The 24,220-nt window shown below is 62.2% G+C and carries 25 protein-coding genes; 22 read left to right on the top strand and 3 right to left on the bottom strand.

What is annotated here, in order from left to right; translation table 11 throughout:
- Window positions 1–165: 165 nt before the first annotated feature.
- Window positions 166–348, bottom strand: a complete 183-nt coding sequence (locus FD715_RS05445; protein ID WP_223274754.1) for a DUF1127 domain-containing protein — start codon at window positions 346–348, stop codon at window positions 166–168.
- A 271-nt stretch (window positions 349–619) separates the two neighbouring features.
- Between FD715_RS05445 and FD715_RS05440 the strand changes: the two genes are divergently transcribed.
- Window positions 620–1,690 carry an Mrp/NBP35 family ATP-binding protein gene (locus FD715_RS05440; RefSeq protein ID WP_147106349.1) on the top strand — a complete coding sequence of 357 codons (1,071 nt, stop codon included), beginning with the start codon at window positions 620–622 and terminating at the stop codon, window positions 1,688–1,690.
- On the opposite strand, the gene FD715_RS05435 is transcribed toward FD715_RS05440, so the two are convergent.
- Window positions 1,687–2,460 carry a hypothetical protein gene (locus FD715_RS05435; protein WP_223274742.1) on the bottom strand — a complete coding sequence of 258 codons (774 nt, stop codon included), beginning with the start codon at window positions 2,458–2,460 and terminating at the stop codon, window positions 1,687–1,689. The genes FD715_RS05440 and FD715_RS05435 overlap by 4 nt on opposite strands.
- 720 nt (window positions 2,461–3,180) lie before the next feature.
- Between FD715_RS05435 and mraZ the strand changes: the two genes are divergently transcribed.
- From mraZ to murD, 9 genes are all read left to right on the top strand, one after another.
- The gene (gene mraZ, locus FD715_RS05430) at window positions 3,181–3,672 is read left to right on the top strand and encodes a division/cell wall cluster transcriptional repressor MraZ (RefSeq protein ID WP_147106344.1); all 492 of its coding nucleotides are present in this window, start codon (window positions 3,181–3,183) and stop codon (window positions 3,670–3,672) included.
- 3 nt (window positions 3,673–3,675) lie between these two features.
- Complete coding sequence (gene rsmH / locus FD715_RS05425) at window positions 3,676–4,638, top strand: 16S rRNA (cytosine(1402)-N(4))-methyltransferase RsmH (protein WP_147106341.1); 963 nt, start codon at window positions 3,676–3,678, stop codon at window positions 4,636–4,638.
- Window positions 4,638–4,985, top strand: a complete 348-nt coding sequence (locus FD715_RS05420) for a cell division protein FtsL (RefSeq protein WP_039686188.1) — start codon at window positions 4,638–4,640, stop codon at window positions 4,983–4,985. Before rsmH ends, FD715_RS05420 begins: the two co-directional genes overlap by 1 nt.
- Window positions 4,982–6,769 (top strand): penicillin-binding protein 2, encoded by a 1,788-nt coding sequence (locus tag FD715_RS05415; RefSeq protein ID WP_147106339.1) that lies wholly within the window; start codon window positions 4,982–4,984, stop codon window positions 6,767–6,769. The genes FD715_RS05420 and FD715_RS05415 overlap by 4 nt, the downstream gene beginning before the upstream one ends.
- 35 nt (window positions 6,770–6,804) lie before the next feature.
- Entirely contained in the window at window positions 6,805–8,298 is a 1,494-nt protein-coding gene (locus FD715_RS05410; RefSeq protein ID WP_147106338.1) for a UDP-N-acetylmuramoyl-L-alanyl-D-glutamate--2,6-diaminopimelate ligase, read from the top strand.
- Window positions 8,295–9,737, top strand: a complete 1,443-nt coding sequence (gene murF / locus FD715_RS05405; protein WP_147106336.1) for a UDP-N-acetylmuramoyl-tripeptide--D-alanyl-D-alanine ligase — start codon at window positions 8,295–8,297, stop codon at window positions 9,735–9,737. The genes FD715_RS05410 and murF overlap by 4 nt, the downstream gene beginning before the upstream one ends.
- A 32-nt stretch (window positions 9,738–9,769) precedes the next feature.
- On the top strand, window positions 9,770–10,852 hold the full coding sequence (mraY, locus tag FD715_RS05400) for a phospho-N-acetylmuramoyl-pentapeptide-transferase (RefSeq protein ID WP_147106333.1): 1,083 nt from the start codon (window positions 9,770–9,772) through the stop codon (window positions 10,850–10,852).
- Window positions 10,852–11,508 (top strand): SDR family NAD(P)-dependent oxidoreductase, encoded by a 657-nt coding sequence (locus FD715_RS05395; RefSeq protein ID WP_223274741.1) that lies wholly within the window; start codon window positions 10,852–10,854, stop codon window positions 11,506–11,508. Before mraY ends, FD715_RS05395 begins: the two co-directional genes overlap by 1 nt.
- 64 nt (window positions 11,509–11,572) lie before the next feature.
- A complete protein-coding gene (gene murD, locus FD715_RS05390; RefSeq protein ID WP_147106330.1) occupies window positions 11,573–12,967 on the top strand; it encodes a UDP-N-acetylmuramoyl-L-alanine--D-glutamate ligase in 1,395 nt (464 codons plus the stop codon).
- Between the two features lie 346 nt (window positions 12,968–13,313).
- Here murD and FD715_RS05385 read toward each other — a convergent pair whose 3' ends face one another.
- On the bottom strand, window positions 13,314–14,486 hold the full coding sequence (locus FD715_RS05385) for an NAD(P)/FAD-dependent oxidoreductase (RefSeq protein WP_147106327.1): 1,173 nt from the start codon (window positions 14,484–14,486) through the stop codon (window positions 13,314–13,316).
- Window positions 14,487–14,592: 106 nt separating this feature from the next.
- Between FD715_RS05385 and FD715_RS05380 the strand changes: the two genes are divergently transcribed.
- The 12 genes from FD715_RS05380 (at window position 14,593) to ftsA (ending at window position 24,057) form a co-directional block, all read left to right on the top strand.
- The gene (locus FD715_RS05380) at window positions 14,593–15,120 is read left to right on the top strand and encodes a redoxin domain-containing protein (protein WP_147106324.1); all 528 of its coding nucleotides are present in this window, start codon (window positions 14,593–14,595) and stop codon (window positions 15,118–15,120) included.
- 122 nt (window positions 15,121–15,242) lie between these two features.
- The gene (gene ftsW, locus FD715_RS05375) at window positions 15,243–16,406 is read left to right on the top strand and encodes a putative lipid II flippase FtsW (protein WP_147106321.1); all 1,164 of its coding nucleotides are present in this window, start codon (window positions 15,243–15,245) and stop codon (window positions 16,404–16,406) included.
- Complete coding sequence (locus FD715_RS05370) at window positions 16,403–17,506, top strand: UDP-N-acetylglucosamine--N-acetylmuramyl-(pentapeptide) pyrophosphoryl-undecaprenol N-acetylglucosamine transferase (RefSeq protein ID WP_147106318.1); 1,104 nt, start codon at window positions 16,403–16,405, stop codon at window positions 17,504–17,506. The genes ftsW and FD715_RS05370 overlap by 4 nt, the downstream gene beginning before the upstream one ends.
- Window positions 17,503–18,909 carry a UDP-N-acetylmuramate--L-alanine ligase gene (gene murC / locus FD715_RS05365; protein WP_147106315.1) on the top strand — a complete coding sequence of 469 codons (1,407 nt, stop codon included), beginning with the start codon at window positions 17,503–17,505 and terminating at the stop codon, window positions 18,907–18,909. The genes FD715_RS05370 and murC overlap by 4 nt, the downstream gene beginning before the upstream one ends.
- Window positions 18,906–19,136, top strand: a complete 231-nt coding sequence (locus tag FD715_RS05360) for a hypothetical protein (RefSeq protein WP_147106311.1) — start codon at window positions 18,906–18,908, stop codon at window positions 19,134–19,136. The genes murC and FD715_RS05360 overlap by 4 nt, the downstream gene beginning before the upstream one ends.
- Window positions 19,136–19,396, top strand: a complete 261-nt coding sequence (locus tag FD715_RS05355) for a DUF2484 family protein (protein ID WP_189799408.1) — start codon at window positions 19,136–19,138, stop codon at window positions 19,394–19,396. Before FD715_RS05360 ends, FD715_RS05355 begins: the two co-directional genes overlap by 1 nt.
- The gene (locus FD715_RS05350) at window positions 19,393–19,641 is read left to right on the top strand and encodes a DUF2484 family protein (RefSeq protein ID WP_147106305.1); all 249 of its coding nucleotides are present in this window, start codon (window positions 19,393–19,395) and stop codon (window positions 19,639–19,641) included. The genes FD715_RS05355 and FD715_RS05350 overlap by 4 nt, the downstream gene beginning before the upstream one ends.
- Window positions 19,638–19,910: a hypothetical protein gene (locus FD715_RS05345; RefSeq protein WP_147106302.1), complete on the top strand. Its 273-nt coding sequence runs from the start codon at window positions 19,638–19,640 to the stop codon at window positions 19,908–19,910. The genes FD715_RS05350 and FD715_RS05345 overlap by 4 nt, the downstream gene beginning before the upstream one ends.
- 32 nt (window positions 19,911–19,942) lie before the next feature.
- Window positions 19,943–20,866, top strand: a complete 924-nt coding sequence (murB, locus tag FD715_RS05340) for a UDP-N-acetylmuramate dehydrogenase (protein ID WP_147106299.1) — start codon at window positions 19,943–19,945, stop codon at window positions 20,864–20,866.
- 76 nt (window positions 20,867–20,942) lie between these two features.
- Window positions 20,943–21,863, top strand: coding sequence for a D-alanine--D-alanine ligase (locus tag FD715_RS05335; RefSeq protein ID WP_147106297.1), 921 nt, complete (start codon window positions 20,943–20,945; stop codon window positions 21,861–21,863).
- A complete protein-coding gene (locus FD715_RS05330; protein WP_370455358.1) occupies window positions 21,830–22,717 on the top strand; it encodes a cell division protein FtsQ/DivIB in 888 nt (295 codons plus the stop codon). The genes FD715_RS05335 and FD715_RS05330 overlap by 34 nt, the downstream gene beginning before the upstream one ends.
- Window positions 22,718–22,722: 5 nt before the next feature.
- Complete coding sequence (gene ftsA, locus FD715_RS05325; RefSeq protein WP_147106294.1) at window positions 22,723–24,057, top strand: cell division protein FtsA; 1,335 nt, start codon at window positions 22,723–22,725, stop codon at window positions 24,055–24,057.
- Window positions 24,058–24,220 lie beyond the last annotated feature (163 nt).

The raw sequence follows: 24,220 nt of genomic DNA, 5'->3' as shown, positions 1-24,220 counted from the left end.
CCGCCGCTCTTGCAACATCGCGTCGGTCAGGGAGGAGGAGGACCGGGGTGCGATGTATCGCTCTTGTTCAAAGTGCGGCGGCGCCAGGGAGGAGGAGGGCGCCGCCGCCAATTTCAGATGCCCTCAGGGAGGAGGAGAGGGCGATCTGATCTCGTGTGTTCAGTCTCAGGCTGCCGCGTCTTGCGCAGATTCCCAAGCCACCCGTTTGAGTTCGGACCGGTGCAGGCCAAGATCTGCCAGTTCACGGTTCGAAAGGGCGTTCAATTCGTTCAGCGTTGTGCGGTACACGCGCTGTTTTGCGCGGCGCTCTGCAGCAGCTTCAAAGACACGTGCAGCGGTGCCGAACATACGTTCGACCAGATCGCTGCGCTGCGCTACGTCATTGTAATAGGCCATGTTTTTTGCCTCTTGCTCGTTTCGTTGACGGTTATATAGGCCCATGCTGCATCTGCACAATACATACCAGATCAATGCTGCCATGCAGCAATTGCATAGACCTGAAGTTGAATTGAGCGGCAGTGCGCACACCAATGCGGCGTTTGCCTGGGTTTGATCGGCGGCCCCTTGCCACTGGTGAAATAACTGCCATCTCTTGCATCACAAAGCGGAGAGAATGAGCATGTCGATACCCAAGGATCACGTCATGGAAGCGCTGGCCCGGATCGGCATGCCGGATGGCGGAGACCTGATCAGTCGCGACTTGATTCGTGCCGTGCAGATTCAGGGGGATGCGGTTCAGTTTGTGATCGAGGCACCGACGCCGGAGTTGGCGGCAAAGATGGAACCTGTGCGCGCAGCCGCCGAGGCTGCCGTGCGCGGGCTGGCGGGTGTGGGGGACGTGCGTGTGGCGCTGACTGCCCATGGTCCGGCCAAGAAGCCGCCGGCCCCCAGCCTGAAGATCGGGGGACATCCGAAACCTCAGGAGGGTCCGACGAAGCCTGTGGGCGTGCAGCGCATTCTGGCGATTGGATCGGGCAAGGGTGGTGTGGGCAAGTCGACCGTGTCGTCGAACCTGGCCGTAGCGCTGGCCAAGCAGGGCCGGAAGGTCGGGTTGCTGGATGCAGATATATACGGTCCCTCCCAGCCCCGCATGATGGGCGTGAACAAGCGCCCCGCGTCACCTGATGGCAAGACCATCATTCCCCTGCACGCTCATGGTGTGACCCTGATGTCCATCGGTTTCATGCTGGAGGAGGGGAAGGCCGTGGTCTGGCGTGGGCCGATGCTGATGGGCGCGTTGCAGCAGATGCTGGGGCAGGTGGAGTGGGGCGAGCTGGATGTGCTGCTGGTCGATCTGCCACCGGGGACGGGGGATGTGCAGCTGACCCTGTGTACGAAGTCAGAGCTGTCGGGAGCCATCGTGGTGTCGACGCCGCAGGACGTGGCGTTGATCGATGCGCGCAAGGCGCTGGACATGTTTGCGACGTTGAAGACGCCGGTGCTGGGGTTGATCGAGAATATGTCGCTGTTTGTTTGCCCCGACTGCGGGTCGGAGCATCAGATCTTTGGTCAGGGTGGTGTGGCGGCTGAGGCTGACAAGCTGGGTGTGCCGCTGCTCGGGGCCTTGCCGATTGATCTTGAGACCCGGCTGGCGGGCGATGGCGGCACGCCTGTTGCTGTTGGCGATGGGGCGATGGCGCAGGCCTATGCGCGTATTGCCGAGGGTTTGATCAAGGGTGGGATGGCCTAGACCGCGCGCCCCTCGACCGCGATGCCGTAGAGTGTTGTCAGGATGCTCGCGCTGATGAGCGCGTAGAGCAGGGACACAATGACCGAGATGAGCCCGCTGACGATGTTGTCCGTCAGGATGGCGTCGCCTGCGAGGTTCAGAAGGAAATCGACCACGGCCAATATGATCATGATCCCGAAGATCGTGGCGGCGAGTGGCTTGGTGGCTTGCCAGCTGTCGCTGAAGCTCATCTTGTGCCCGATGGTGCAGGCGGGGAGGATCAGGCTCCACCGGAAGAAAATCCAGCCCAGCACGGCAAAGGCGGGTATGGCCACGAGGCTGGCGATCACGTCGCCTGCACCTGCTGCAGCAAGGCCGACCGGGATGAAGATCGGGATGGCGAGCAGCATGATGACAATGCCCAGAAGAAGGCTGCGGCCCAGATAGCCCAGCACGATGCCTGCGCTTGGCGTGAACCCCTCGTGCCGCCGGTCGGGTGGCAGCAGGACGAAGCGGTGCCAGGCGGCGATCATCATGATGTAGCCGACGATCAGCATGAGGGCGGCGGGGAAGAGGAGCCCGAAGTTTATATCCCTCACCTCGATGCTTGAATCTGTAAAGGGGTCTTCCAGAGTTGTCATGCCGGTGGCGAGGCCGGGTTCGACCACGAAGAGGATCGCCGATCCGATGGCGAGTACGGCCAGGCCAGCCCATGTGGCCCGCACGGTGGCGGAGAAGTCGCGGAACACCATGGAGACGGCATGGGTGAAGATGCGGACGGCGTAGGACATGTCGGCTCCTGTCTGGTCTTGCCGTGCTGTTGCCGCGTCTGCGCCGGGTGCGCAAGGGATTTCATGGGACGGATGGTCCGATATGGGATCAGCCATGGGAAATCATGGGCAAACATGCCGAAAACAGATGTGATTCGAATCAATTTCTTGCATTTTGACATGATGTGTGTGGAACATAGGCAGAACATTTCTGCCCATGTGCAGATGTTTGCGCATTTCTTGGGAATTTGTGGGATACGATGCGGCTTGAAGTGGTGGCACAATATATTGTGCATATGTCCGCGTATGTAACATCATAATCCGCTTGAGTGGCTGATTTTGCCACAATATGTTGTTTTTCAGCGCCTGCAAAGACAAGCTATAGTGTGTCGCGCCCTCAAAAAACCATTGCGTCCCATGTTTTCCCACGTCATACCTAATGACATCAGATGAGAACGAGCACGGGGCACAAAACGACCCCAAGCAAACAACAAAACTCTAGCAGGTTTCATACAGGCACCTCGCTTTCATCAGACCAGAGATCCGGCGCGCGAGCGAGCAGACATCCCCCCAGGTGGCGCGCGCAGCTGGACATCCCGCGAGGCGGGACGAGGGCGGCGGGTTGATCAGTGGCAGCAGATCAACCCGCCGTTTCCATTTCAAGCCCCGCCAAGAGGGCAACTGACTGGGGAAAGAGAAATGCGCGGGGGCGCGGAAAAGACATAGGGACGGGCCAAAACGGTGGCACGCAGGTTCAGAGGCGAAAGCGACCACAAGGTGGACGCAAAGGGGCGGGTGTCTATCCCGGCCTCGTTTCGTCGTGTGATCGAAGCCTGCGACCCCGATTGGACCGAGGGCCTGCCGCCCCGCATCATCATCGTCTATGGGGGTGCTACCCGCGACTACCTCGAGGGCTTCACGGTCGAGGCCATGGACGAGGTGGACGAGAAGATTTCCAAATTCCCGCGTGGCTCGGCCAAGCGGAAGGCGATGGAGCGGCTGTATAGTGCGCAATCCATCGAGACGGTTGTGGATGACACGGGCCGTATCGTATTGCCCGCGAAGCTGCGCGAGAAGATCGGTCTGGATGGCATGGCGCGGTTCGTGTCCTCGGGTGACACGTTCGAGATTTGGCAGCCTGACGCTTATGACGAGAGTATCGCCGCTCTGGATGATGATGGGTTCGATCCTGATCTGGACCCATCAGCTTACCTTGATGGGGACATAGAGTAGGGAATGGCTGGGGGGCCTCATATTCCGGTTCTGATCGACGCAATCCTGCGGGAATGCGCACCTGTTCACGGCACATGGTTGGATGGCACCTTTGGTGCGGGTGGGTATACCCGCGCTTTGCTGGAGGCCGGGGCTGAGACCGTGATTGCGGTGGATCGTGATCCGTTGGCTTTTGAATTGGCTGGGGAATGGGCCGCGGCGTATGGCGACCGGATCGTGATGCAGCCGGGTGTGTTTTCGAAGCTGGATGAATATGGCGCGGGCCTTGATGGCGTTGTGCTAGATCTGGGCGTGTCGTCGATGCAGCTGGACCGGGCGGAGCGCGGGTTCTCCTTCATGCAAGACGGGCCGCTGGATATGCGCATGTCGCAGGATGGGCCCTCTGCCGCTGACATCGTGAATGAGGCTGACGAGGGCGTGCTGGCGGACATTCTGTTTCAGTACGGGGAAGAGCGGGCGTCGCGTCGCATTGCCCGCGCGATCATCACGGCGCGGCCGATCACCACGACGCTGGAATTGGTGGGGGTCATTGAGAAGTGCTTGCCCCGTCCGAAGCCCGGTCAGTCGCATCCCGCGACCCGCAGCTTTCAGGCGCTGCGGATTGCGGTGAACAATGAATATGATGAGCTGTATCAGGGGCTTATGGCGGCTGAGCGCGCGTTGAAACCCGGTGGGCAGCTGGCCGTTGTGACCTTTCATTCGGTCGAGGACCGGATGGTGAAGCGCTTCATGACCGCTCGTGGCGGACGGCAGTCCAATCCGAGCCGCTATGCGCCGGAGGTGGAGGCTGCCCCCGCGCAGTTCGAGTTGCGGACCCGCAAGGCGATTGGCCCGGATAGGGGCGAGTTGGAGATGAACCCGCGCAGCCGGTCGGCCAAGCTGCGGGTGGCGGTGCGCACTGACGCGTCCGCCGGTGAGATTGACGCAAAGAGTATTGGGATGCCGCAGGTCAGGGGGGCCATCTGATGCGCACGGTTTTGTATATTTTGACGACGATGGCTGTGATTGGCCTCGCCTTCTGGGCGTATCGCGAGAATTACGCAACGCAGGATGCGCTGGCCAAGACGGACCGCCTGCACCGCGACATTCGCGAGGCGCATGCGCGGCTGGCGGTGTTGAAGGCGGAGTGGGCCTATCTGAACCGGCCCGACCGGTTGCGCGATCTGGCCGACATCAATTTCGACAGTCTGGGCCTGTTGCCGTTTCGCCCCGATCAGTTCGGGCACGTGGATGAGGTGGCCTATCCGGCGCAGCGGACCCTTGTGATCGACAATGCCGTTGAAGTGTCCGGCGAGTTGGAGCAGCAGCCATGACCCGTACCCCGCTGCGCCCGCTGGCCCGTATCCTGCCCGCCCGTGCCGCCGGTGAAAGCACCGAGGCGATTGAGCGCGAGAACCTGCGCAACCGCCATGAGGAGATGCGCGATCGTGCGCGCCAGCGCGCCGAGGGGCGGTTGCTGGTGCTGGGCCTCTTCTTTTTCTGCGCTTTTGCGACCGTGGGTGTCCGCATGGGGATGCTGGCGACGTCCGAGCCGGTGGAGCCGCGTGCCAGTGCGCAGGGAGCCGTTATTTCTGCGGCCCGCGCGGATATTGTGGACCGGCATGGGCGGCTCTTGGCCACGAACTTTGAGACGCATGCGCTCTATGCGCAGCCGCCGCATATGATTGATCCTGAGGCGTCGGCCAGGAAGCTGGCGGAGATTTTCCCGGATCTGGATGAGAAGAAGCTGCTCAAGGACTTTACCGGCAAGCGGAAATTCTTGTGGGTCCGGCGCAAGATCAGCCCGGAACAGATGCAGGCGGTGCATGAGATCGGCGATCCCGGTCTTCTGTTTGGGCCGCGCGACATGCGCCTTTATCCCAATGGGTCTCTGGCGGCACATGTGTTGGGCGGGGCCAGTTTTGGTAAAGAGGGCGTGAGTGCCGCCGAGGTGATCGGTGTGGCGGGCGTCGAAAAACAGTTCGATGAGTATCTGCGCGATCCCGCCAACGGGCAAAAGCCCCTACAATTATCTTTGGACCTGACCGTGCAGGCCGCGGCTGAACGTGTGCTGTACGGTGGCATGCGCCTGATGAACGCCAAAGGCGCGACGTCGGTGCTGATGGATGTGCAAACGGGCGAGGTGATCTCGGTCGTGTCCCTGCCGCATTTTGATCCGAACAACCGCCCGCGCCCCGCCACGACTGGCGACCAAAGTGACAGCCCGCTGTTCAACCGGTCGGTGCAGGGTGTTTATGAACTGGGCTCGGCCTTCAAAATCTTCACGGCCGCGCAGGCGGTTGATCTGGGCATTGTGACGCCCTCGACCATCATCAACACGGCTGGGCCGATGCGTGTGGGCGGTTTCCGCATCGGAGAATTCCGCAACAAGAACTACGGCAAGATCAGTGTCGCGGACATTATAGTGCATTCGTCAAACCGGGGCACCGGGCGGCTGGTTCTGCAGATCGGGAAGGAGCGGCAGCAGGAGTTCCTCAAGTCGCTTGGCTTCTTTGAAGCGACCGATTTCGAAATTGTGGAGGCGCGCACCGGCAAGCCGCTGTTGCCGCGGCGCTGGACCGACCTCAGCGCGGTGACGGTGAGCTATGGTCATGGGTTGTCGTCGTCGCCCATGCACCTTGCGGCAGGCTACGCCGCCATCGCCAATGGCGGGCGCGTCGTAAAGCCTACGATCCTCAAGCAGGACGGCCCGCGCTTGGGCGAACGGGTGATGAGCGAGGGTGCGGCACGGGCAGCGCGCGAGATGCTACGCAAGGTCGTGACCGATGGGACGGCCAGCATGGCCGAGGTGCCGGGTTATTCCGTGGGCGGCAAGACCGGCACGGCCGACAAGCCCAAGCCGCGCGGCGGTTACTATGATGACAAGGTCATCGCGACCTTTGCCACGATGTTTCCGGCGCATGATCCGAAATACGTGCTCGTGGTCACGTTGGATGAACCGGTTGAAACAAGCGGGGATAAGCCGCGCCGGACGGCTGGTTGGACGGCGGTGCCCGTGGCTGCCGAAATCATTGGCCGTGTCGCGCCGCTGTTGGGCCTGCGGCCAAGCGTTGAACCTGTCTCGCTCGCTGATATAACGCTGACCAGCAGCAACTGAGCTGCGCATCGCAGCAGAACCATAGGGCCGACAACATGGGCGCGCAGGCACGATCACTCTCATCGCTGGGCCTGACGGCCCAGGGTGGAGCCAATCCCGATATCACAGGCATCGCCGTAGACAGCCGCGAGGTAAAGGGCGGGTTCCTGTTCGCGGCCATGCCCGGCAGCCGGGTGCATGGGGCGGAGTTCATTCAATATGCGGTGCGCATGGGCGCTTCGGCTGTTCTGACAGATGCAGAAGGCGTCGAGATCGCCGCAGACTGGCTGCGCGATGTCGCCGTCGTCGTGACAGATGCCCCGCGAGAGGTGTTGAGCAGAACCGCAGCCCTGTGGTTTGGCGGACAGCCCGAAGTGATGGTCGCCGTGACTGGCACAAACGGCAAAACATCCGTCAGCACGTTCGTCCGCCAGATCTGGATCGAGATGGAGGTGCCGGCTGTCAATCTGGGCACGACCGGGGTCGAGGGCGCATGGACCGCGCCGCTTGCGCACACCACGCCGGAGCCGATCACGCTGCACCGCACCCTTGCCGAAGCTCAGGGCAACGGCATCACCCATGCGGCCATGGAGGCGTCATCCCATGGGCTCGACCAGCGCCGCTTGGACGGCGTAACGCTCAAGGCTGCCGGATTTACCAACTTCAGCCAAGATCACCTGGATTATCACAAGACATTCGAAGCCTATTTCGACGCCAAGGCAGGGCTCTTTTCCCGCGTACTGCCCGAGGACGGCATTGCGGTCATCAATCTTGATGATGCCCGTGGCGTTGACATGGCTGCAATCGCGCGGGCGCGGGGTCAGACTGTGCTGGCCGTGGGCCGGGATGGCGGTGATTTACGTCTGACCGCGCAGCGCTTTGATGCAACCGGACAGGATGTGCGGTTCGAGTACGACGGCAAGGCTTACACGGCCCGTCTGCCGCTGATTGGCGGATTTCAGGCGGACAACGTGATGTTGGCCTGTGGTCTGGTCATCGCCTGCGGCGCCGAGCCTGCGCGTGTGTTTGAAACGTTGCCCCATCTGGGCACTGTGCGGGGGCGTATGCAATTGGCGGCAACGCGCGAGAACGGGGCGGCAGTGTTTGTAGATTACTCCCACACGCCAGATGCGGTGGCCACCGCGCTTAAGGCGATGCGACCGCACGTGATGGGCAGATTGATCACGGTTGTGGGCGCGGGTGGCGACCGCGATGTGGGTAAGCGGCCCCTGATGGGGCAGGCGGCGGCGGAGAATGCCGATATTGTCTTTATCACCGATGACAATCCGCGCAGCGAAGACCCGGCCCTGATCCGGGCCGCAGTTATGGAAGGTGCGCTGGGTGTTGGCGGGTCCGCCAGCGTGACCGACGTGGGCGACCGTGCCGAAGCGATCCTGCGCGGGGTCGATGCGCTTGGCCCCGGCGATGCGCTGCTGATTGCGGGCAAGGGTCATGAGACGGGGCAGATCGTGGGCGATGATGTGCTGCCCTTTGATGATGCCGAGCAGGCGAGCGTGGCCGTGGCGGCGCTGGAAGGACGGTTGACATGACGCTTTGGACATCAGCCGAGGCTGCGGCGGCCACGGGTGGCCGCGCGACCTGTGATTGGGCGGCAACGGGTGTGTCGATTGACACGCGGACACTTAAGCCGGGGGACTTATTTGTTGCCTTGAAGGCGGCGCGCGATGGGCATGAATTCGTTGCGCAAGCGTTGGAGAAGGGGGCGGCAGCAGCGCTGGTATCCCATGTGCCCGAAGGCGTGGCAGAGGATGCGCCGCTGTTGATTGTGACGGATGTCCTGGAGGGGTTGGAGGCGCTTGGCATCGCAGCCCGTGCCCGTACAAAGGCCCGAGTGGTGGCGATCACCGGGTCGGTCGGCAAGACCTCGACCAAGGAAATGTTGCGCGCGGTGCTGTCCGATCAGGGCCGTACACATGCCAGCGTCGCCAGCTATAACAACCATTGGGGTGTGCCCCTGACGCTGGCGCGGATGCCTGCGGACACCGAATATGCCGTGATCGAAATCGGGATGAGCAACCCCGGTGAGATTGCGCCGCTTGCCAAGATGGCCCGCCCGCATGTGGCGATGATCACGACCGTCGCGGCGGCCCATCTCGAAGCCTTCGAAAGCATCGAGGGGATCGCGGTTGAAAAGGCATCAATCCTCGAAGGGCTGGAACACGGCGGCGCGGCAGTCCTGAACAACGACTGTTCGACAGCTGCCATCCTGCAGGCCAAGGCCCTTGACATGAAGCGTCGCGACATTGGCTTTGGCGAACATGGCTTTGATTTCAAACTGAAATCGGTGGACTTGCAACGCGACGCGACGATCGTGCAGGCCGAAGCGCACGAGGCACCACTGCTGTTCAAGATCGGTGCCGCAGGCCAGCACTATGCCATGAACGGGCTGGGTGCCCTCGCGGCGGCAGAGGCGTTGGGCGCTGACCTCGCTTTGGCGGCGCAGTCGCTCGGACGCTGGTCGCCTTACGAGGGCCGGGGCGCGCGTGAAGTCATCGCACTTGATGCCATTGAGACCGAGATGACACTGGAGCTTATCGACGACAGCTACAATGCGAACCCGACTTCGATGGCCGCGGCTCTGACCGTTTTGGCCGCAGCGGAAGTCACACACGACATCGGGCGCGTCAGCAAGGGGCGGCGGATCGCTTTTCTGGGCGACATGAAGGAGTTGGGCCCGGACGGCCCGGCCATGCATGCCAATTTGGCGCAGCTGAAGGCCATACTGCCCATCGACACGCTGCATTGCATCGGCCCTTTGATGAAGCACTTGCACGACACGCTTCCGGTCGAGAAAAAGGGACTTTGGACCGAGACGTCCGAAGAGATGGCGGCACAGGTCGCCCGTCGGTTGGACAGTGGCGACGTGGTCTTGGTCAAGGGATCCCTCAGCATGAAACTGGCCCGCGTCGTTGACGCGATCCGCAAAATGGGCCATCCGGTAGCCAAGGGCGAAGACCCACAAAGATAAGGCCCAAAAGTAATAACTAGGGACAGGCAGGTATGCTCTATTGGTTGACGGCACTTTCGGATGGCGGGGACTTTTTCAACCTGTTCCGCTACATCACTTTCCGCGCGGGTGGAGCGTTCATGACGGCGCTCGTGTTCGGGTTTCTGTTTGGGAGGCCACTGATTGCGGTGCTGCGCAAGAAGCAGGGCAAGGGGCAGCCCATTCGCGACGACGGGCCCGAGGGGCATTTCGCCAAGGCGGGCACGCCGACGATGGGAGGTTTGCTGATTGTGGGCGCGCTCGCGACCTCGACCTTGTTGTGGGCGCGGTGGGACAATCCGTTTATGTGGATTGTGCTCGGGGTTACGCTCTCCTTTGCGTTGATCGGTTTTGCCGATGACTACGCCAAGGTGTCCAAGCAGACGACCGCGGGTGTGCCGGGCAAGGTGCGCCTGCTGTTGGGCTTTCTCATTGCGGGCGTCGCGGCGTTTTTTGCGACGCTTAACCACCCTGAATTGCTGCAGAACCAGCTGGCGGTGCCGGTGTTCAAGGATCTGCTGATCAACATGGGCTTTCTGTTCATCCCGTTCTCGATCATCGTGATTGTGGGCTCGGCCAACGCGGTGAACCTGACCGATGGGCTGGATGGGCTGGCCATCATGCCGGTGATGATTGCAGGCGGAACGCTGGGCATCATTGCCTATGCCGTGGGTCGGGTCGACTTCACCGAGTATCTCGACGTGCACTATGTGCCCGGCACGGGTGAGCTGTTGATCTTTGCTGCGGGCCTGTTTGGCGGCGGGCTCGGGTTTTTGTGGTACAATGCGCCGCCGGCGGCAGTGTTTATGGGCGATACCGGGTCGTTGGCCCTGGGCGGTGCCTTGGGGGCTATTGCCGTCGCGACCAAACACGAATTGGTGCTGGCTATCGTGGGCGGTCTTTTCGTGGTTGAGGCGCTGTCTGTGATCGTGCAGGTCCTCTATTTTAAGCGCACGGGCAAGCGGGTGTTTCTGATGGCGCCCATTCACCACCACTATGAAAAGAAGGGCTGGGCCGAGCCGCAGATCGTGATCCGGTTCTGGATCATCTCGCTGATCCTGGCGATGATTGGCCTTGCCACGCTCAAGGTGCGCTAGTGCCGCGCGCGCTGGTCACGGGCGGCAATCGCGGCATCGGGTATGCGATGGCCGAGGGGCTGTGCGCGCGAGGCGTGGACGTGGTCATCGGGGTGCGGGATGCACAGGCAGGCGCTGCGGCAGCCGCCGCCATTGGGTGCGATTGGGTGCATCTGGATCTTGAGGCGCCCGAGAGTTTTGTCCCGGCCATCGCGGACGTAGGCGAAATCGACATCCTGATCAACAATGCGGGCATCCTGATCGAAGACAGCATGATCACGCATCCCGACGGGTTACGCCGGTCGATGCAGGTCATGTTCCATGCGCCCTTTGAACTGATCCTACTGTGCCTGCCGCATATGGCGAAAGCCGGGCAGGGGCGGATCATCAATGTCAGCTCCGGCTGGGGTGCCTTTGACGAAGGGTTGGAAGGCCCCGGGGGCTATGGCGTCGCCAAGGCCGCGCTGAACGCGCTGTCCAATGCCCTTCCGCGGGATCTGCCGAAAGGCGTCAGCATCAACGCGATGTGCCCCGGCTGGGTGCATACGCGCATGGGCGGTCAGGCCGCGCCGCGCACGCCGGAGGAAGGGTCCGACACGGCCATCTGGCTGGCGCTCGATGCACCCCCATATCTGACAGGCAAGTTCTTTCGCGACCGAGAGGAAAAGGCGTGGTGATGATCTTTCTTCTGTCTGGAAATACTTCTGGGGTTTGGGGGCAGAGCCCCCAGGGCGCCACGCTATGATACCGGTGCAAGGTCTGACCGGCGCGCGCGTCGCGGTGCTTGGCCTGGGCCGGTCTGGCCTGTCGGCGGCCCGTGCGCTGGCTGCCGGAGGTGCAACGCCGGTGTGCTGGGACGACAACCCGGAGGCGCAGGCACGGGCCGAGGCGGAGGGGTTCACTTGCCTCAACCTCAAAAAACACGGTGCGTTCGATGACATTGCGCGGCTGATTGTCAGCCCGGGTATTCCGCATCTTTACCCGTCGCCGAACCCTGTCATTGCGGCGGCCTTGGCGGCCGGTGTGCCGGTGGACAATGACATTGGACTGTTCTTCCAATCCTTTGCCACCTCGGACTGGCATCGTTTTGATACCGCGCCGCGCGTCATTGCCGTTACTGGATCCAACGGCAAGTCCACGACCTGCGCGCTGCTTCACCATATCATGGAGGTGGCTGGGTGGCCCAGCCAATTGGCTGGCAATATCGGGCGCGGCGTGCTGGACATCGACCCGCCCCATGATGGCGAGGTTGTGGTCTTGGAGCTCTCCAGCTATCAGACCGATCTGGCGCGCAGCCTGACGCCGGATGTGGCGGTGTTCACCAACCTTTCACCCGATCACCTCGACCGTCACGCGGGCATGGGTGGCTATTTCGCGGCCAAGCGTCGGCTCTTTGCCGAGGGCGGGCCGGACCGGGCCGTGATCGGCGTGGACGAGGATGAGGGCCGTTTTCTGGCGGGGCAGCTGTCCGAAGGGCCGACGGATGACCGGGTGATCCGGGTGTCCGTTGCTGAGAAGCTAACCGGCCCCGGTTGGCAGGTCTTTGCGAAGAAAGGGTTTCTGTCGGAGTACCGGAAGGGGCGGCAGGTGGCGTCCGTTGACTTGCGCAGCGTGGCCGGTCTGCCGGGCGCGCATAACCATCAAAACGCCTGTGCTGCCTATGCTGCGGCGCGTGCGGTTGGTGTGGCACCCAAGGTGATCGAACAGGCGTTTCACAGCTTTGCCGGTCTGCCGCATCGCAGCCAGACCATCGCAGAAGCTGCTGGCGTGCGCTATGTCAACGACAGCAAGGCCACCAATGTCGACAGCGCGGCCAAGGCGTTGGCCGCCTTTGACAACATCCGGTGGATTTGCGGCGGTTTGCAGAAAGAGGGCGGGCTGGAGGGCCTCGCATCATCCTTGGGCAAGGTTAAGAAAGCCTATGTCATCGGGCGCGAGGCGGTGCAGTTTGCCATGCAGATTGACGTGGATGCGCAGGTGTGCGGGACGATGGAGACTGCCGTTGAGGCCGCGATGGCTGAGGCGGAAGAGGGTGATGTTGTTCTGCTTGCGCCCGCGGCGGCGAGTTTCGATCAGTATGACAGTTTCGAGCGGCGCGGTGAGGATTTCGTGGCGGAAGTGAACAAGCGCTTGTGATCCAGCGGAGCGCTCGTGCACGCGCACGACATTTTTTGGTTCCGGCTTCGGACCCACCAAAACGAAGTCTTTGTCTCTGATCCGCCCTACGCATGATCTTTGGCGTGACAGCCCCGACCGCCTTTCCCAAACAAAATAGCCGTATCCCCGCTGGGCGGGGCCCCTCGGCGATTTTGCTTGTCAAAGCCCGTCGGCCCCGTCTCTCGAAGATCAAGCGAGGGCGGCTCCCAAACAAAGAGATTGCGACTGCGAAGGCAGGCGCAATCAGTGGCAAGGACAGCATTTGCTTGCAAAAGCTGTCGGCCACCCCGTGGAGAAACTGGGTGCCGGCAACTCTTGGCCGAGTTCAAACCTGTTCCGACAGATGCCGCGCCGTGGCCACGGCCGAGGACCAGGCCCATTGGAAATTGTAGCCACCCAGCCAGCCGGTCACATCGAGCGCTTCGCCGATGAAATAGAGACCCGGGGTGGTTTGGGATTCCATGGTTTTGGAGCTGATCTGGTCGGTGGCGACGCCGCCGCGTGTCACTTCGGCCGTGCGGTAGCCTTCGGTGCCGCCAGGGGTGAGCTGCCATTGGGTCAGGTCGTGGGTAAGTGCGTCGATGCGCGCGTCGGAGAGGTCTCCTAGGCGGCCTGAGAGGTCCATTTGGGTGCTGAGGTGGTCCACGAGGCGGGCTGGCAAGTGGCGGGAGAGTTCCGTTGTCAGGGCCTTCTTGCCGTCGCTGGTGCGTTTGTCGCGTAAGCTGGCGGCGAGGTTGGTTTCGGGGGCGAGGTGGATGGTGATCGCGTCGCCTGCATCCCAGTAGCTGGAGGCTTGCAGGATTGCGGGGCCCGACATGCCGCGGTGGGTGAAGAGCATCCCTTCGTCAAAGCTGGTGCCGTTTGCCGTGACGCGCGCGGGGCAGGAGACGCCGGAGATGTCGGCGAAGCGGCGGTCGGGGAAGGTGAAGGGGACAAGGGCCGGTTCGGTGGTGGTGACCCGGTGGCCGAATTGGCGGGCGATGTCGTAGGCGAAGCCGGTGGCGCCCATTTTTGGTATGGATTTGCCGCCCGTGGCGATGACGCCGTTGCGGGCCGTGAGCGTGCGGGTGCCGTTGAGGGTGAAGGTGAACCCTTCGTTACTCTTTGCAAATTCCGTGACCTCGGTTTGCAAATGCAGCTCGACCCCGGCGGATTGCATGAGGCCGCGCAGCATGGCGATGATGTCCTTGGCCGAATTGTCACAGAAAAGCTGGCCCAGGGTTTTCTCGTGCCAGGCGATGCCATGCCGGTCGACGAGGTCGATGAAATCCCATTGGGAGTAGCGGGCGAGGGCGGATTTGGCGAAGTGGGGGTTCTCGCTGATGAAGGCCTGCGGACCGCAGTAGAGGTTCGTGAAGTTGCAGCGCCCGCCGCCGGAGATGCGGATCTTTTCCCCGGGCGCCTTGGCATGATCGACCAGCAGCACGCGCCCGCCTGCGTGGGCCGCGCACATCATGCCCGCCGCTCCGGCGCCGATGATCAGCGTATCAAAATCCATGACGTCCCCGTGCAGCATTGCACAGAAAGGGTCAAGCAGGCGGGGTTGTGCGCAAATGTCGCTCGCTTACCTGACAGGGAGTGAAACATTTTACGGGATACCGCATATGACTGCTTTGGCCGCTGGCTCTGACTTTCCGAAACTTGACGTCGCGCAGTTGGGCGGCGGGACATTGACGCTGGGTGCGCCGCGTGGGGACCACGACTGGCAGCTCGTCGTCGTTTATCGCGGGCTGCATTGCCCGCTGTGCAAGAAGTATCTGGCGCAGTTGCAGGAGTTGGAAAGCGCGTTCAATGCTGAAGGTGTCGATGTTGTTGCCGTCTCTGGCGATCCCGAAGACAAGGCGCAAGCGATGGTGGATGAAAAAGAGCTGTCGCTGGCGATGGGCTATGGTCTGAGCGTTGCGCAGATGGTGGAGCTGGGTGTGTACGTGTCCGATCCGCGCAGCCCGCAGGAGACGGATCGTCCGTTTCCGGAACCCGGTCTGTTTGTCGTGAACGGGGACGGGGCGATCCGGATGGTCGATGTGTCGAATGCGCCCTTCCTGCGTCCCGATCTGCAAGCGGTGCTGAACGGCATCAAGTTCATCCGCGCCAATGACTATCCGATCCGGGGCACGCATAAGGCGGCGTAACCTTGCCTGCGGGCCAGTAAACTAAGGCTGGCCCGCGCGTTCTTTTGCCGCTATGATCGACGCTAACGTACGCGGGATCAACCCGCGGCGTGAGGCAGAGACAGGCAGCAAGGCGGCAGATCATGACTGAGATGGTCTATGGCGCGGTCCCCGTGCGGGACGGCGAACCCATTCTTCCCAAGTGGTGGCGCACGGTCGACAAGTGGTCGTTGAGTTGTGTGCTGTTCCTCTTTGCGATTGGCCTGCTTCTGGGGCTCGCAGCGTCGGTGCCGCTGGCGGAGAAGAACGGATTTCCTCCCTTTCACTATGTGACGCGGCAGGCGCTGTTTGGCGTGTTGGCGTTGATGGTGATGATTGTCACGTCGATGATGTCGCCGATTGTGGTGCGGCGTTTGGCTGTGCTAGGGTTCCTTGTGTCTTTCGTGGCGCTTGCGATGCTGCCCTTCTTTGGCACTGATTTCGGTAAGGGCGCCGTGCGGTGGTATTCGCTTGGCTTTGCCGCGATCCAGCCATCGGAATTTCTGAAGCCCGGTTTTGTTGTCGCTGCCGCGTGGATGCTGGCGGCGAGCCAGGATTTGAATGGCCCGCCGGGGCGGACGTGGTCCTTTGCCTTGTGTATCTCCATCGTGCTGATGCTGGCGCTGCAGCCTGACTTTGGCCAAGCCTGCCTTGTCCTGTTTGGCTGGGGCGTGATGTATTTCGTGGCGGGTGCGCCGATGATCCTGCTGGTGGGCATGGCTGGGCTGGTCGTCTTTGGCGGTACGATTGCCTATTCGAATTCGGAGCACTTTGCCCGCCGGATTGACGGGTTCCTGAGCCCCGATGTCGATCCGCGCACGCAGTTGGGCTATGCCACCAACGCCATCCAAGAGGGTGGTCTGTTCGGCGTGGGTGTCGGCGAGGGGCAGGTGAAATGGTCGCTGCCGGATGCGCATACGGACTTCATTATCGCCGTGGCGGCGGAGGAATATGGCCTGATCCTCGTTCTGTGCATCATTGCGCTTTACACGGGGATCGTCGTGCGGTCGCTGCTGCGTCTGATGCGCGAGCGGGATCCGTTCATTCGGCTCGCTGGTACCGGGCTTGCCTGCATGTTCGGCGTGCAGGCGATGATCAACATGGGCGTTGCCGTGCGACTGCTGCCTGCCAAAGGCATGACCTTGCCCTTTGTCAGCTATGGCGGGTCGTCGGTGATTGCGTCGGGTATCGCCGTGGGTATGCTTCTGGCCTTTACCCGGAGCCGTCCGCAGGGCGAGATTTCTGATCTTTTGGGGCGTCGCCGATGACGAAACAGCCGCTTCTCCTCATGGCTGCGGGTGGCACGGGCGGGCATATGTTCCCCGCTCAGGCGCTGGCCGAGGCGATGTTGGCGCGCGGCTGGCGGGTGAAGTTGAGCACGGATGCGCGCGGTGCGCTCTATACCGGCGGCTTTCCGCATACGACCGAGATTGAGCAGGTGTCGTCCGCCACTTTCGCGCGCGGCGGGCCGCTGGCCAAGGCGATGGTGCCCTTGCGCATCGCGGGCGGCATTGCTGCGGCAAAGATCAAGATGTTGCGGGATCGGCCTGCCGCCGTGGTGGGCTTTGGTGGCTATCCCACTATACCGGCGTTAGCTGCGGCGACCATTCTGCGCGTGCCGCGCATGATACACGAACAGAACGGTGTTCTGGGCCGCGTGAACCAGCTGTTTGCCAAGCGTGTTGATGCGGTCGCCTGCGGGACATGGCCCACGGAATTGCCCGAGGGGGTTGAGGGCACCTATGTCGGGAATCCGGTGCGCCATGCCGTGTTGGAGCGGGCAGGGGCTGGCTATATCGCGCCTGGCGACTACCCGATGGAGATACTGGTGATCGGCGGCAGCCAGGGTGCGCGGATCCTGTCCGATGTCATCCCGCCCGCCATTGCCAGCCTGTCCATGGACCGCCTGCGCAATCTGCGTGTAAGCCATCAGGCCCGAGGCGAGGATGAAGAGCGTGTGCGCGCCTTCTATGCTGAAAACGGGATCAACGCGGATGTACAGCCGTTCTTCCACGACGTGCCGCGCCGGATGTCTGAGGCGCAGTTGATCATCTCGCGGTCGGGCGCGTCGTCGGTGGCCGACATTTCGGTTGTGGGGCGTCCGTCGATCCTGATCCCTTATGCTGCGGCCGCGTCCGATCACCAGACCGCAAATGCGCGCGGATTGGTCGACGTCGGTGCCGCCATTCTGATCCCCGAAAGTCAGCTGAGTGTCGAGAGTGTGGCCGAACAGATCAACGCGGTGCTGGACAATCCCGACGGTGCGTTGCAGATGGCCCTCGCAGCGCTGACTGCAGGCAAGCCTGACGCCACCGAAAACCTTGTACACATGGTCGAAACCCTCAGCCAGAAAGGGAATGCCCAATGAATGCAGCCACCAAATTGCCCGGAGACGTGGGTCCCATTCATTTCGTCGGCATCGGCGGGATTGGCATGTCAGGCATTGCCGAGGTGCTGTTGAACCATGGTTACGTGGTGCAGGGTTCTGACCTGAAGCGCACGGCCATAACCGAGCGGTTGGAAGAACTGGGCGCGCGGGTGTTCGTGGGCCAGAACGCGAAGAATATCGAAGAGGCGGAGGTTGTGGTCATCTCGTCCGCCATTAAGCCGGGCAATGCGGAGCTGGACGCGGCGCGGGCGCGCGGCCTGCCCATCGTGCGGCGGGCCGAGATGCTGGCGGAACTTATGCGGTTGCGGTCGAACATTGCCGTTGCGGGTACGCATGGGAAGACGACGACGACGACCATGGTTGCGGCGTTGCTGGATGAGGGCAAGTTTGATCCGACTGTCGTAAATGGCGGGATCATCCACGCCTATGGCTCGAACGCGCGCAAGGGTGACGGCGAGTGGATGGTGGTCGAGGCCGACGAGAGCGACGGCACCTTCAACCGCTTGCCCGCGACCATTGCCATCGTGACCAATATCGACCCTGAGCATATGGAGCATTGGGGGACGGAAGAGGCGCTGCACAAGGGCTTTTACGAGTTTGTGTCGAACATTCCGTTCTATGGGCTGGCGGTGTGCTGCACCGATGATTCGGATGTGCAGAGCCTTGTCGGCAAGATCACGGATCGTCGGGTTGTGACCTATGGCTTCAACGCGCAGGCCGATGTGCGGGCGATGAACCTGACCTATGAGAATGGTGTGGCGCATTTTGATATTGCGTTGCAGGCGGAGGACGTGGTGATCGAGGGGTGCAGCCTGCCGATGCCGGGGGATCACAACGTGTCGAACGCTTTGAGTGCGGTGGCTGTGGCCCGGCATCTGGGCATGAAGGGCGATGAAATTCGGACGGCCCTGGCCAATTTCGGGGGCGTTAACCGGCGCTTTACCCGTGTGGGCGAGGTTGAGGGTATCACGATCATCGACGATTACGGCCACCACCCAACCGAGATTGCCGCCGTGTTGAAAGCTGCGCGCCAAGCCACGACAGGCCGCGTGATCGCGGTCCATCAGCCGCACCGCTACACGCGGCTGCATCACCATTTTGAGGAGTTTTGCTCCTGCTTCAATGATGCGGATGTCGTGGGGATTGGCGATGTATTTGCCGCTGGTGAAGACCCGATTGAGGGCGCAAGCCGCGATGATCTGGTTGCTGGCCTGATCCGCCACGGTCATCGTCACGCCCGTGCGGTCGTGGACGAGAACGATCTGGAGCGTCTGGTGCGCGAGCAGGCCCGCCCCGGTGATATGGTTGTGTGCCTTGGGGCCGGGTCGATCAGCGCCTGGGCCAACGGGTTGCCCGCGCGGTTGCACAAGGGGGCTGCGTGACCACCCTCGCCATCATATTCGCGCTGTTGATGCTGCCGATCGGCATCCTGCTGCGTATGCGTAACTTGGTGAAAGTGTTGGGCGTGCTTGTCATTCTGTGCGTGGTTCTGAGCCTGTATCACCTGTTTGCCGGTGGGCCGGGATCGCCTCTGTTTTTTGCAGGACCTGCGGCGCTGGCGTTGATGCTGGGCTGGACCGTTGGCGGTCGGATCGGGGGGCGCGGGTGATGCTCTTGTGGCTGTGTATCGGGTGGGTGCTCGCGGCAACGTGCGTCGCGATGCTTCCGATGCGGCGGCAATATGTGCCGGGTGTTGCTTTGCTCATCGCGGCACCCGTCCTGATCGTGTGGATCAGCGTGGCTGTGGCCTGGTGGGCGGGTCTGCTGGCCGTTGCCGCGTTCGTTTCGATGTTCCGCAATCCGCTCCGCTATTTCTGGGCCAAGGCCCGTGGTCAAAACCTCCAACTTCCGCCGGAGTTGCGTTCATGAGTGTGTCTCTGATCCTTGCCTGCCTTTGGGCTGTTGCCGCCAACGTGATGGCGATGATGCCGAGCCGGGACAATCACTGGACCAACGCCTATGGCCTGATCACTGTGGGCATTCCGATCATCGGATATGTCACCTGGCAGCACGGGCCGTGGGTCGGAATTGCGGTGATGGTGGCGGGCATGAGCATCTTGCGCTGGCCCGTTATCTATCTGAGCCGCTGGATCAAGGGGAGGCTGATCCGATGACGATGTATGTCATTTCATTTGCAGCGCTGGGGCTGGGCATTGCCGCTGGTTGGAGCATGGCGTCACGCTTTGTGCTGCGGCGCATGGTTCGCGTGTTCCTTTTGCTGGTGGCCGCTGTTGTGTGGGTGGGCATGTCGCCCGACAGCTTGCCCGGCGATGGGTTTGCTGTGGTTGTGGCGACATATCTCGTGGGCTTGCCCATGGCGGCTGGCATGGTTGGTGGCGCGATCATGTCGTGGTTGTTCCGCAGGAGCCGTGCAGCGTCTTGACCTTGGTGGCCCACGGCGGCATTGCCAGCGTCATGACCTATGATCTTCCGCCTGTGCGCGGCACTCTGACCCCGAACAAGGACTTGTCCGGCCTGACGTGGTTGCGTGTGGGCGGGCCCGCGGATTGGCTGTTTCAGCCCGCCGATGTCGAGGATCTGAGCGATTTTCTGGCGGCCCTTGATCCGTCGGTGCAGGTCTTTCCCATGGGCGTTGGCAGCAATCTGATTGTACGGGACGGTGGGCTGCGCGCTGTTGTGATCCGGTTGGGGCGCGGCTTTAACGGGATTGAGGTAGGCGAGGACACGGTGACGGTCGGTGCGGCGGCGCTGGATGCCCATGTGGCCCGCAAGGCGGCGGATGCGGGCATTGACCTGACCTTCTTGCGCACGATTCCAGGTGCCATCGGCGGGGCGGTGCGCATGAATGCCGGGTGTTATGGCAGCTATACGGCGGACGTGTTTGTCGAGGCGCAGGCGGTGCTGCGGGATGGCACCGTGACGACGCTGCACGCTGAGGATCTGAACTTTCAATATCGCCAGAGTGACTTGCCCGAGGGCGCCGTCCTGACCCATGTGACCCTGCGCGGGTCAAATGCGGAGCCGGATGCGCTGCACGCGCGCATGGCGGACCAACTCGATAAACGCGACGCGACCCAGCCGACCAAGGACCGCAGCGCGGGGTCGACCTTTCGCAATCCGGCGGGCTTTTCCTCGACCGGGCGGGACGATGATGTCCATGATCTGAAGGCCTGGAAGGTCATAGATGATGCAGGCATGCGCGGCGCGCGTCGGGGTGGGGCGCAGATGAGCGCGAAGCACTCGAACTTCCTGATCAATACCGGGCAGGCAACCGCCGCCGATCTCGAAGGATTGGGCGAAGACGTGCGAAAAAAGGTTTACGATTCCAGCGGCATCACGCTAGAATGGGAAATTATGCGCATCGGTGATCCGGCTTAGGATCGCGGGCGCACGGCAGGCCGAAAATCGGCGAAAAATCGAGGGTCCGCAAAAGGACCCCGGGACTTAGAGGCACATGGCGGGGCAGTCGAGCAGACGTTCCAAAGTGGCGGTGTTATTGGGTGGCCCCTCGGCTGAGCGCGAGGTGTCGTTGTCAACGGGACAGGCCTGCGCAGCCGCGCTGAGGGACATGGGTTATGAAGTGGTCGAGGTCGATGCAGGCCTCGACCTTCCGTCGGTTTTGCAGGACGTTGCGCCCGATGCCGTTCTCAACTGCCTGCATGGCCGTTGGGGCGAGGATGGCTGCGTGCAGGGCATCCTTGAATGGCTGGGCATTCCCTATTCGCATTCCGGTGTTTTGGCCTCGGCCCTTGCCATGGACAAGCAGCGCAGCAAGGACGTGTATCGCACGGTTGGCCTGCCGGTTGTGGACAGCGTGATTTGTCCCAAGGCCGATGTGACGGCGAACCATGTGATGGCGCCGCCCTATGTGGTCAAACCCAACAATGAAGGGTCGAGCGTGGGTGTCTACCTCGTCCACGATGGCGCGAACGGTCCACCGAAGCTGGATGACCAGATGCCCGATCATGTTATGGTTGAGGCGTTCGCCCATGGTCGCGAATTGACCACGACCGTGATGGGGGATCGTGCCCTTGGCGTGACCGACATCATCACCGATGGTTGGTACGATTACGATGCCAAGTACAAGCCCGGTGGATCGCGGCACGAGATCCCGGCCAATGTGCCGAAGGAGATTTCCGACCTCTGCCTTGAGTATGCGCTGCGCGCTCATGAGGCGCTTGGTTGCCGTGGTGTGAGCCGCACGGATTTTCGCTGGGATGAGAGCAAGGGCGCTGCGGGCCTGATCCTGCTGGAGACCAACACCCAACCCGGCATGACGCCCACATCGCTGACGCCGGAACAGGCGCAGGCGGCGGGCATGAGTTTTGGCGAGCTGTGCGCATGGATGGTGGAGGACGCCTCGTGCAACAGGTGAAGCGCCCCGATCCCGCCCCGTCGCGCTGGTCCTGGCGCATGCAGCGCCTGATGCTGACACCGGGCGTGCGGTTGCTCTTGCGGGCGGGCATTCCCTTTGCCGTGTGCTTTGGCGGCGCCAGCTGGTGGTTGTCGGACCCCGACACGCAGGCCGCCATTCAGGCCACCGTGGCCGAGGCACGCGCCAGCATCGAGGAGCGGCCGGAGTTCCGGGTGAACCTGATGGCCATCGACGGGGCCGACACCGAACTGGCCGAGGCGATCCGGGTGGCTGTGCCGCTCGATTTCCCGATGTCGTCATTCGACATCGACCCCGCGGCCATCCGCGAGACGGTGCTTGAGATGTCACCGGTCAAGGAGGCGTCCGTACGTATCCGTCCGGGCGGCGTGCTGCAGGTCGATGTGACGCCCCGGGTGCCGGTCGCAATCTGGCGCAGACCCGAGGGACTGACCCTGATTGATGCCAGCGGGGCACATGTGCGCCCGATCCCGCGCAGAAACATCCGCCCCGACCTGCCTGTGATCGCGGGTGAGGGCGCTGCATCTCACGTGGGCGAGGCCATGAAGCTGATCGCTGCGGGAGCACCGCTTGGCGACCGTTTGCGCGGTCTGGTCCGTTTGGGCGACCGGCGTTGGGACGTGGTCTTGGACCGCAATCAACGCATCATGCTCCCGACTGAAGGCGCCGTACAGGCGCTGGAACGTGTGATCGCCCTTGACGGTGTTGACGAGGTTCTCAAACGGGACATTGCCCGCATTGACCTGCGCCTGACCGACCGCCCCACCGTGCGCATGACAGACTACTCCACCGAAGAATGGTGGCGCATCCGACAGTTGAATTCCGGGACCGAGTGACAGTGATGACCGACCTATACGCCAGCCAACGCAGCATGCGGAACATGCGCAAGATCGCGATGCAGCGGGGTGTGGTGGCTATTCTCGACGTGGGCAGTTCCAAGATCGCTTGCCTCGTATTGCGGTTTGACGGAACGACCACGCTGGGCGAGGAGGGCGAGATCGGCTCACTTGCCGGGCAGTCGGGTTTCCGTGTCATCGGAGCAGCGACTACACGCTCGCGCGGGGTCCGCTTTGGCGAGATTTGCGCCATGCAGGAAACCGAGCGCGCGATACGTACGGCTTTGCAGGCGGCCCAGAAGATGGCGGGCATTCGCGTCGATCATGTGATTGCCTGCTTTGCCGGGGCCGAACCGCGCAGCTATGGGCTGGACGCGCGGATTGATCTGGAAAATGACGTTGTCACCGAACAGGATGTTGCGCGTGTATTGTCCCGCTGCGATGTGCCCGACTACGGGCAGGGGCGCGAAGTGCTACATGCCCAGCCGGTAAACTTTGCCCTTGACCATCGGTCGGGTCTGTCGGACCCGCGCGGTCAGATTGGCAACGCGTTGGCGGTGGATCTGCATATGCTGACCGTTGATGCGCAGGCCGTGCAGCATCTGGCCCATTGCATCAAACGGTGCGATCTGGAGCTGGCGGGCATTGCGTCCTCTGCCTATGCTTCGGGGATTGCGGCGTTGGTCGAGGACGAGCAGGAGCTGGGCGCGGCCTGTATTGATCTGGGCGGTGGATCGACCGGCGTGTCGATCTTTATAAAAAAACATATGATTTACGGCGATGCGGTGCGCATGGGCGGCGATCACGTGACCAGCGACATCTCCATGGGTTTGCAGGTGCCCATGACCAATGCCGAGCGGATCAAGACGTTCTATGGCGGGGTACATGCCACCGGCATGGATGACCGCGAGATGATCGAGATCGGCGGCGATACGGGCGATTACGAGCATGATCGCCGCACAGCAAGTCGGGCCGAACTGATCGGCATCATGCGCCCACGTGTGGAAGAGATCTTGGAAGAAGTACGCGCCCGTCTGGATGCGGCGGGCTTTGATCACCTGCCGAGCCAGCAGATTGTGCTGACGGGCGGGGGCAGCCAGATCCCGGGCCTTGATGGGCTGGCGTCCAAGATCCTTGGCCAACAGGTGCGTTTGGGCCGTCCGCTGCGCGTGCATGGCTTGCCGCAGGCGGCGACGGGTCCTGGTTTTGCCTCTGCCGTAGGCCTCGCCTTGTTTGCAGCGCATCCGCAGGACGAATGGTGGGATTTCGACATTCCGATGGACCGGTATCCAGCACGCAGCCTGCGCCGCGCGGTCAAATGGTTCCGCGACAACTGGTAGTAGCGACATCTGGTGTCGATGCGGACATCCGGTAAAAAACAGCGAGAATTCGCCCATATTTTGCGGTGTTTTTGCGATTAATGGGTGACGTTTGACCCCTGAAACGCTACGGTTGGAAAAATTTAGGCACAAAAACACCCGCGAATGCGGCAACAGACAGGCG

This window comes from Tateyamaria sp. syn59, from assembly GCF_007995245.1.
In the GTDB taxonomy this organism is placed as follows: domain Bacteria; phylum Pseudomonadota; class Alphaproteobacteria; order Rhodobacterales; family Rhodobacteraceae; genus Tateyamaria.
Note: the sequence above shows the minus strand (reverse complement) of the source record. Positions and strands in the feature narration are given on the sequence as shown.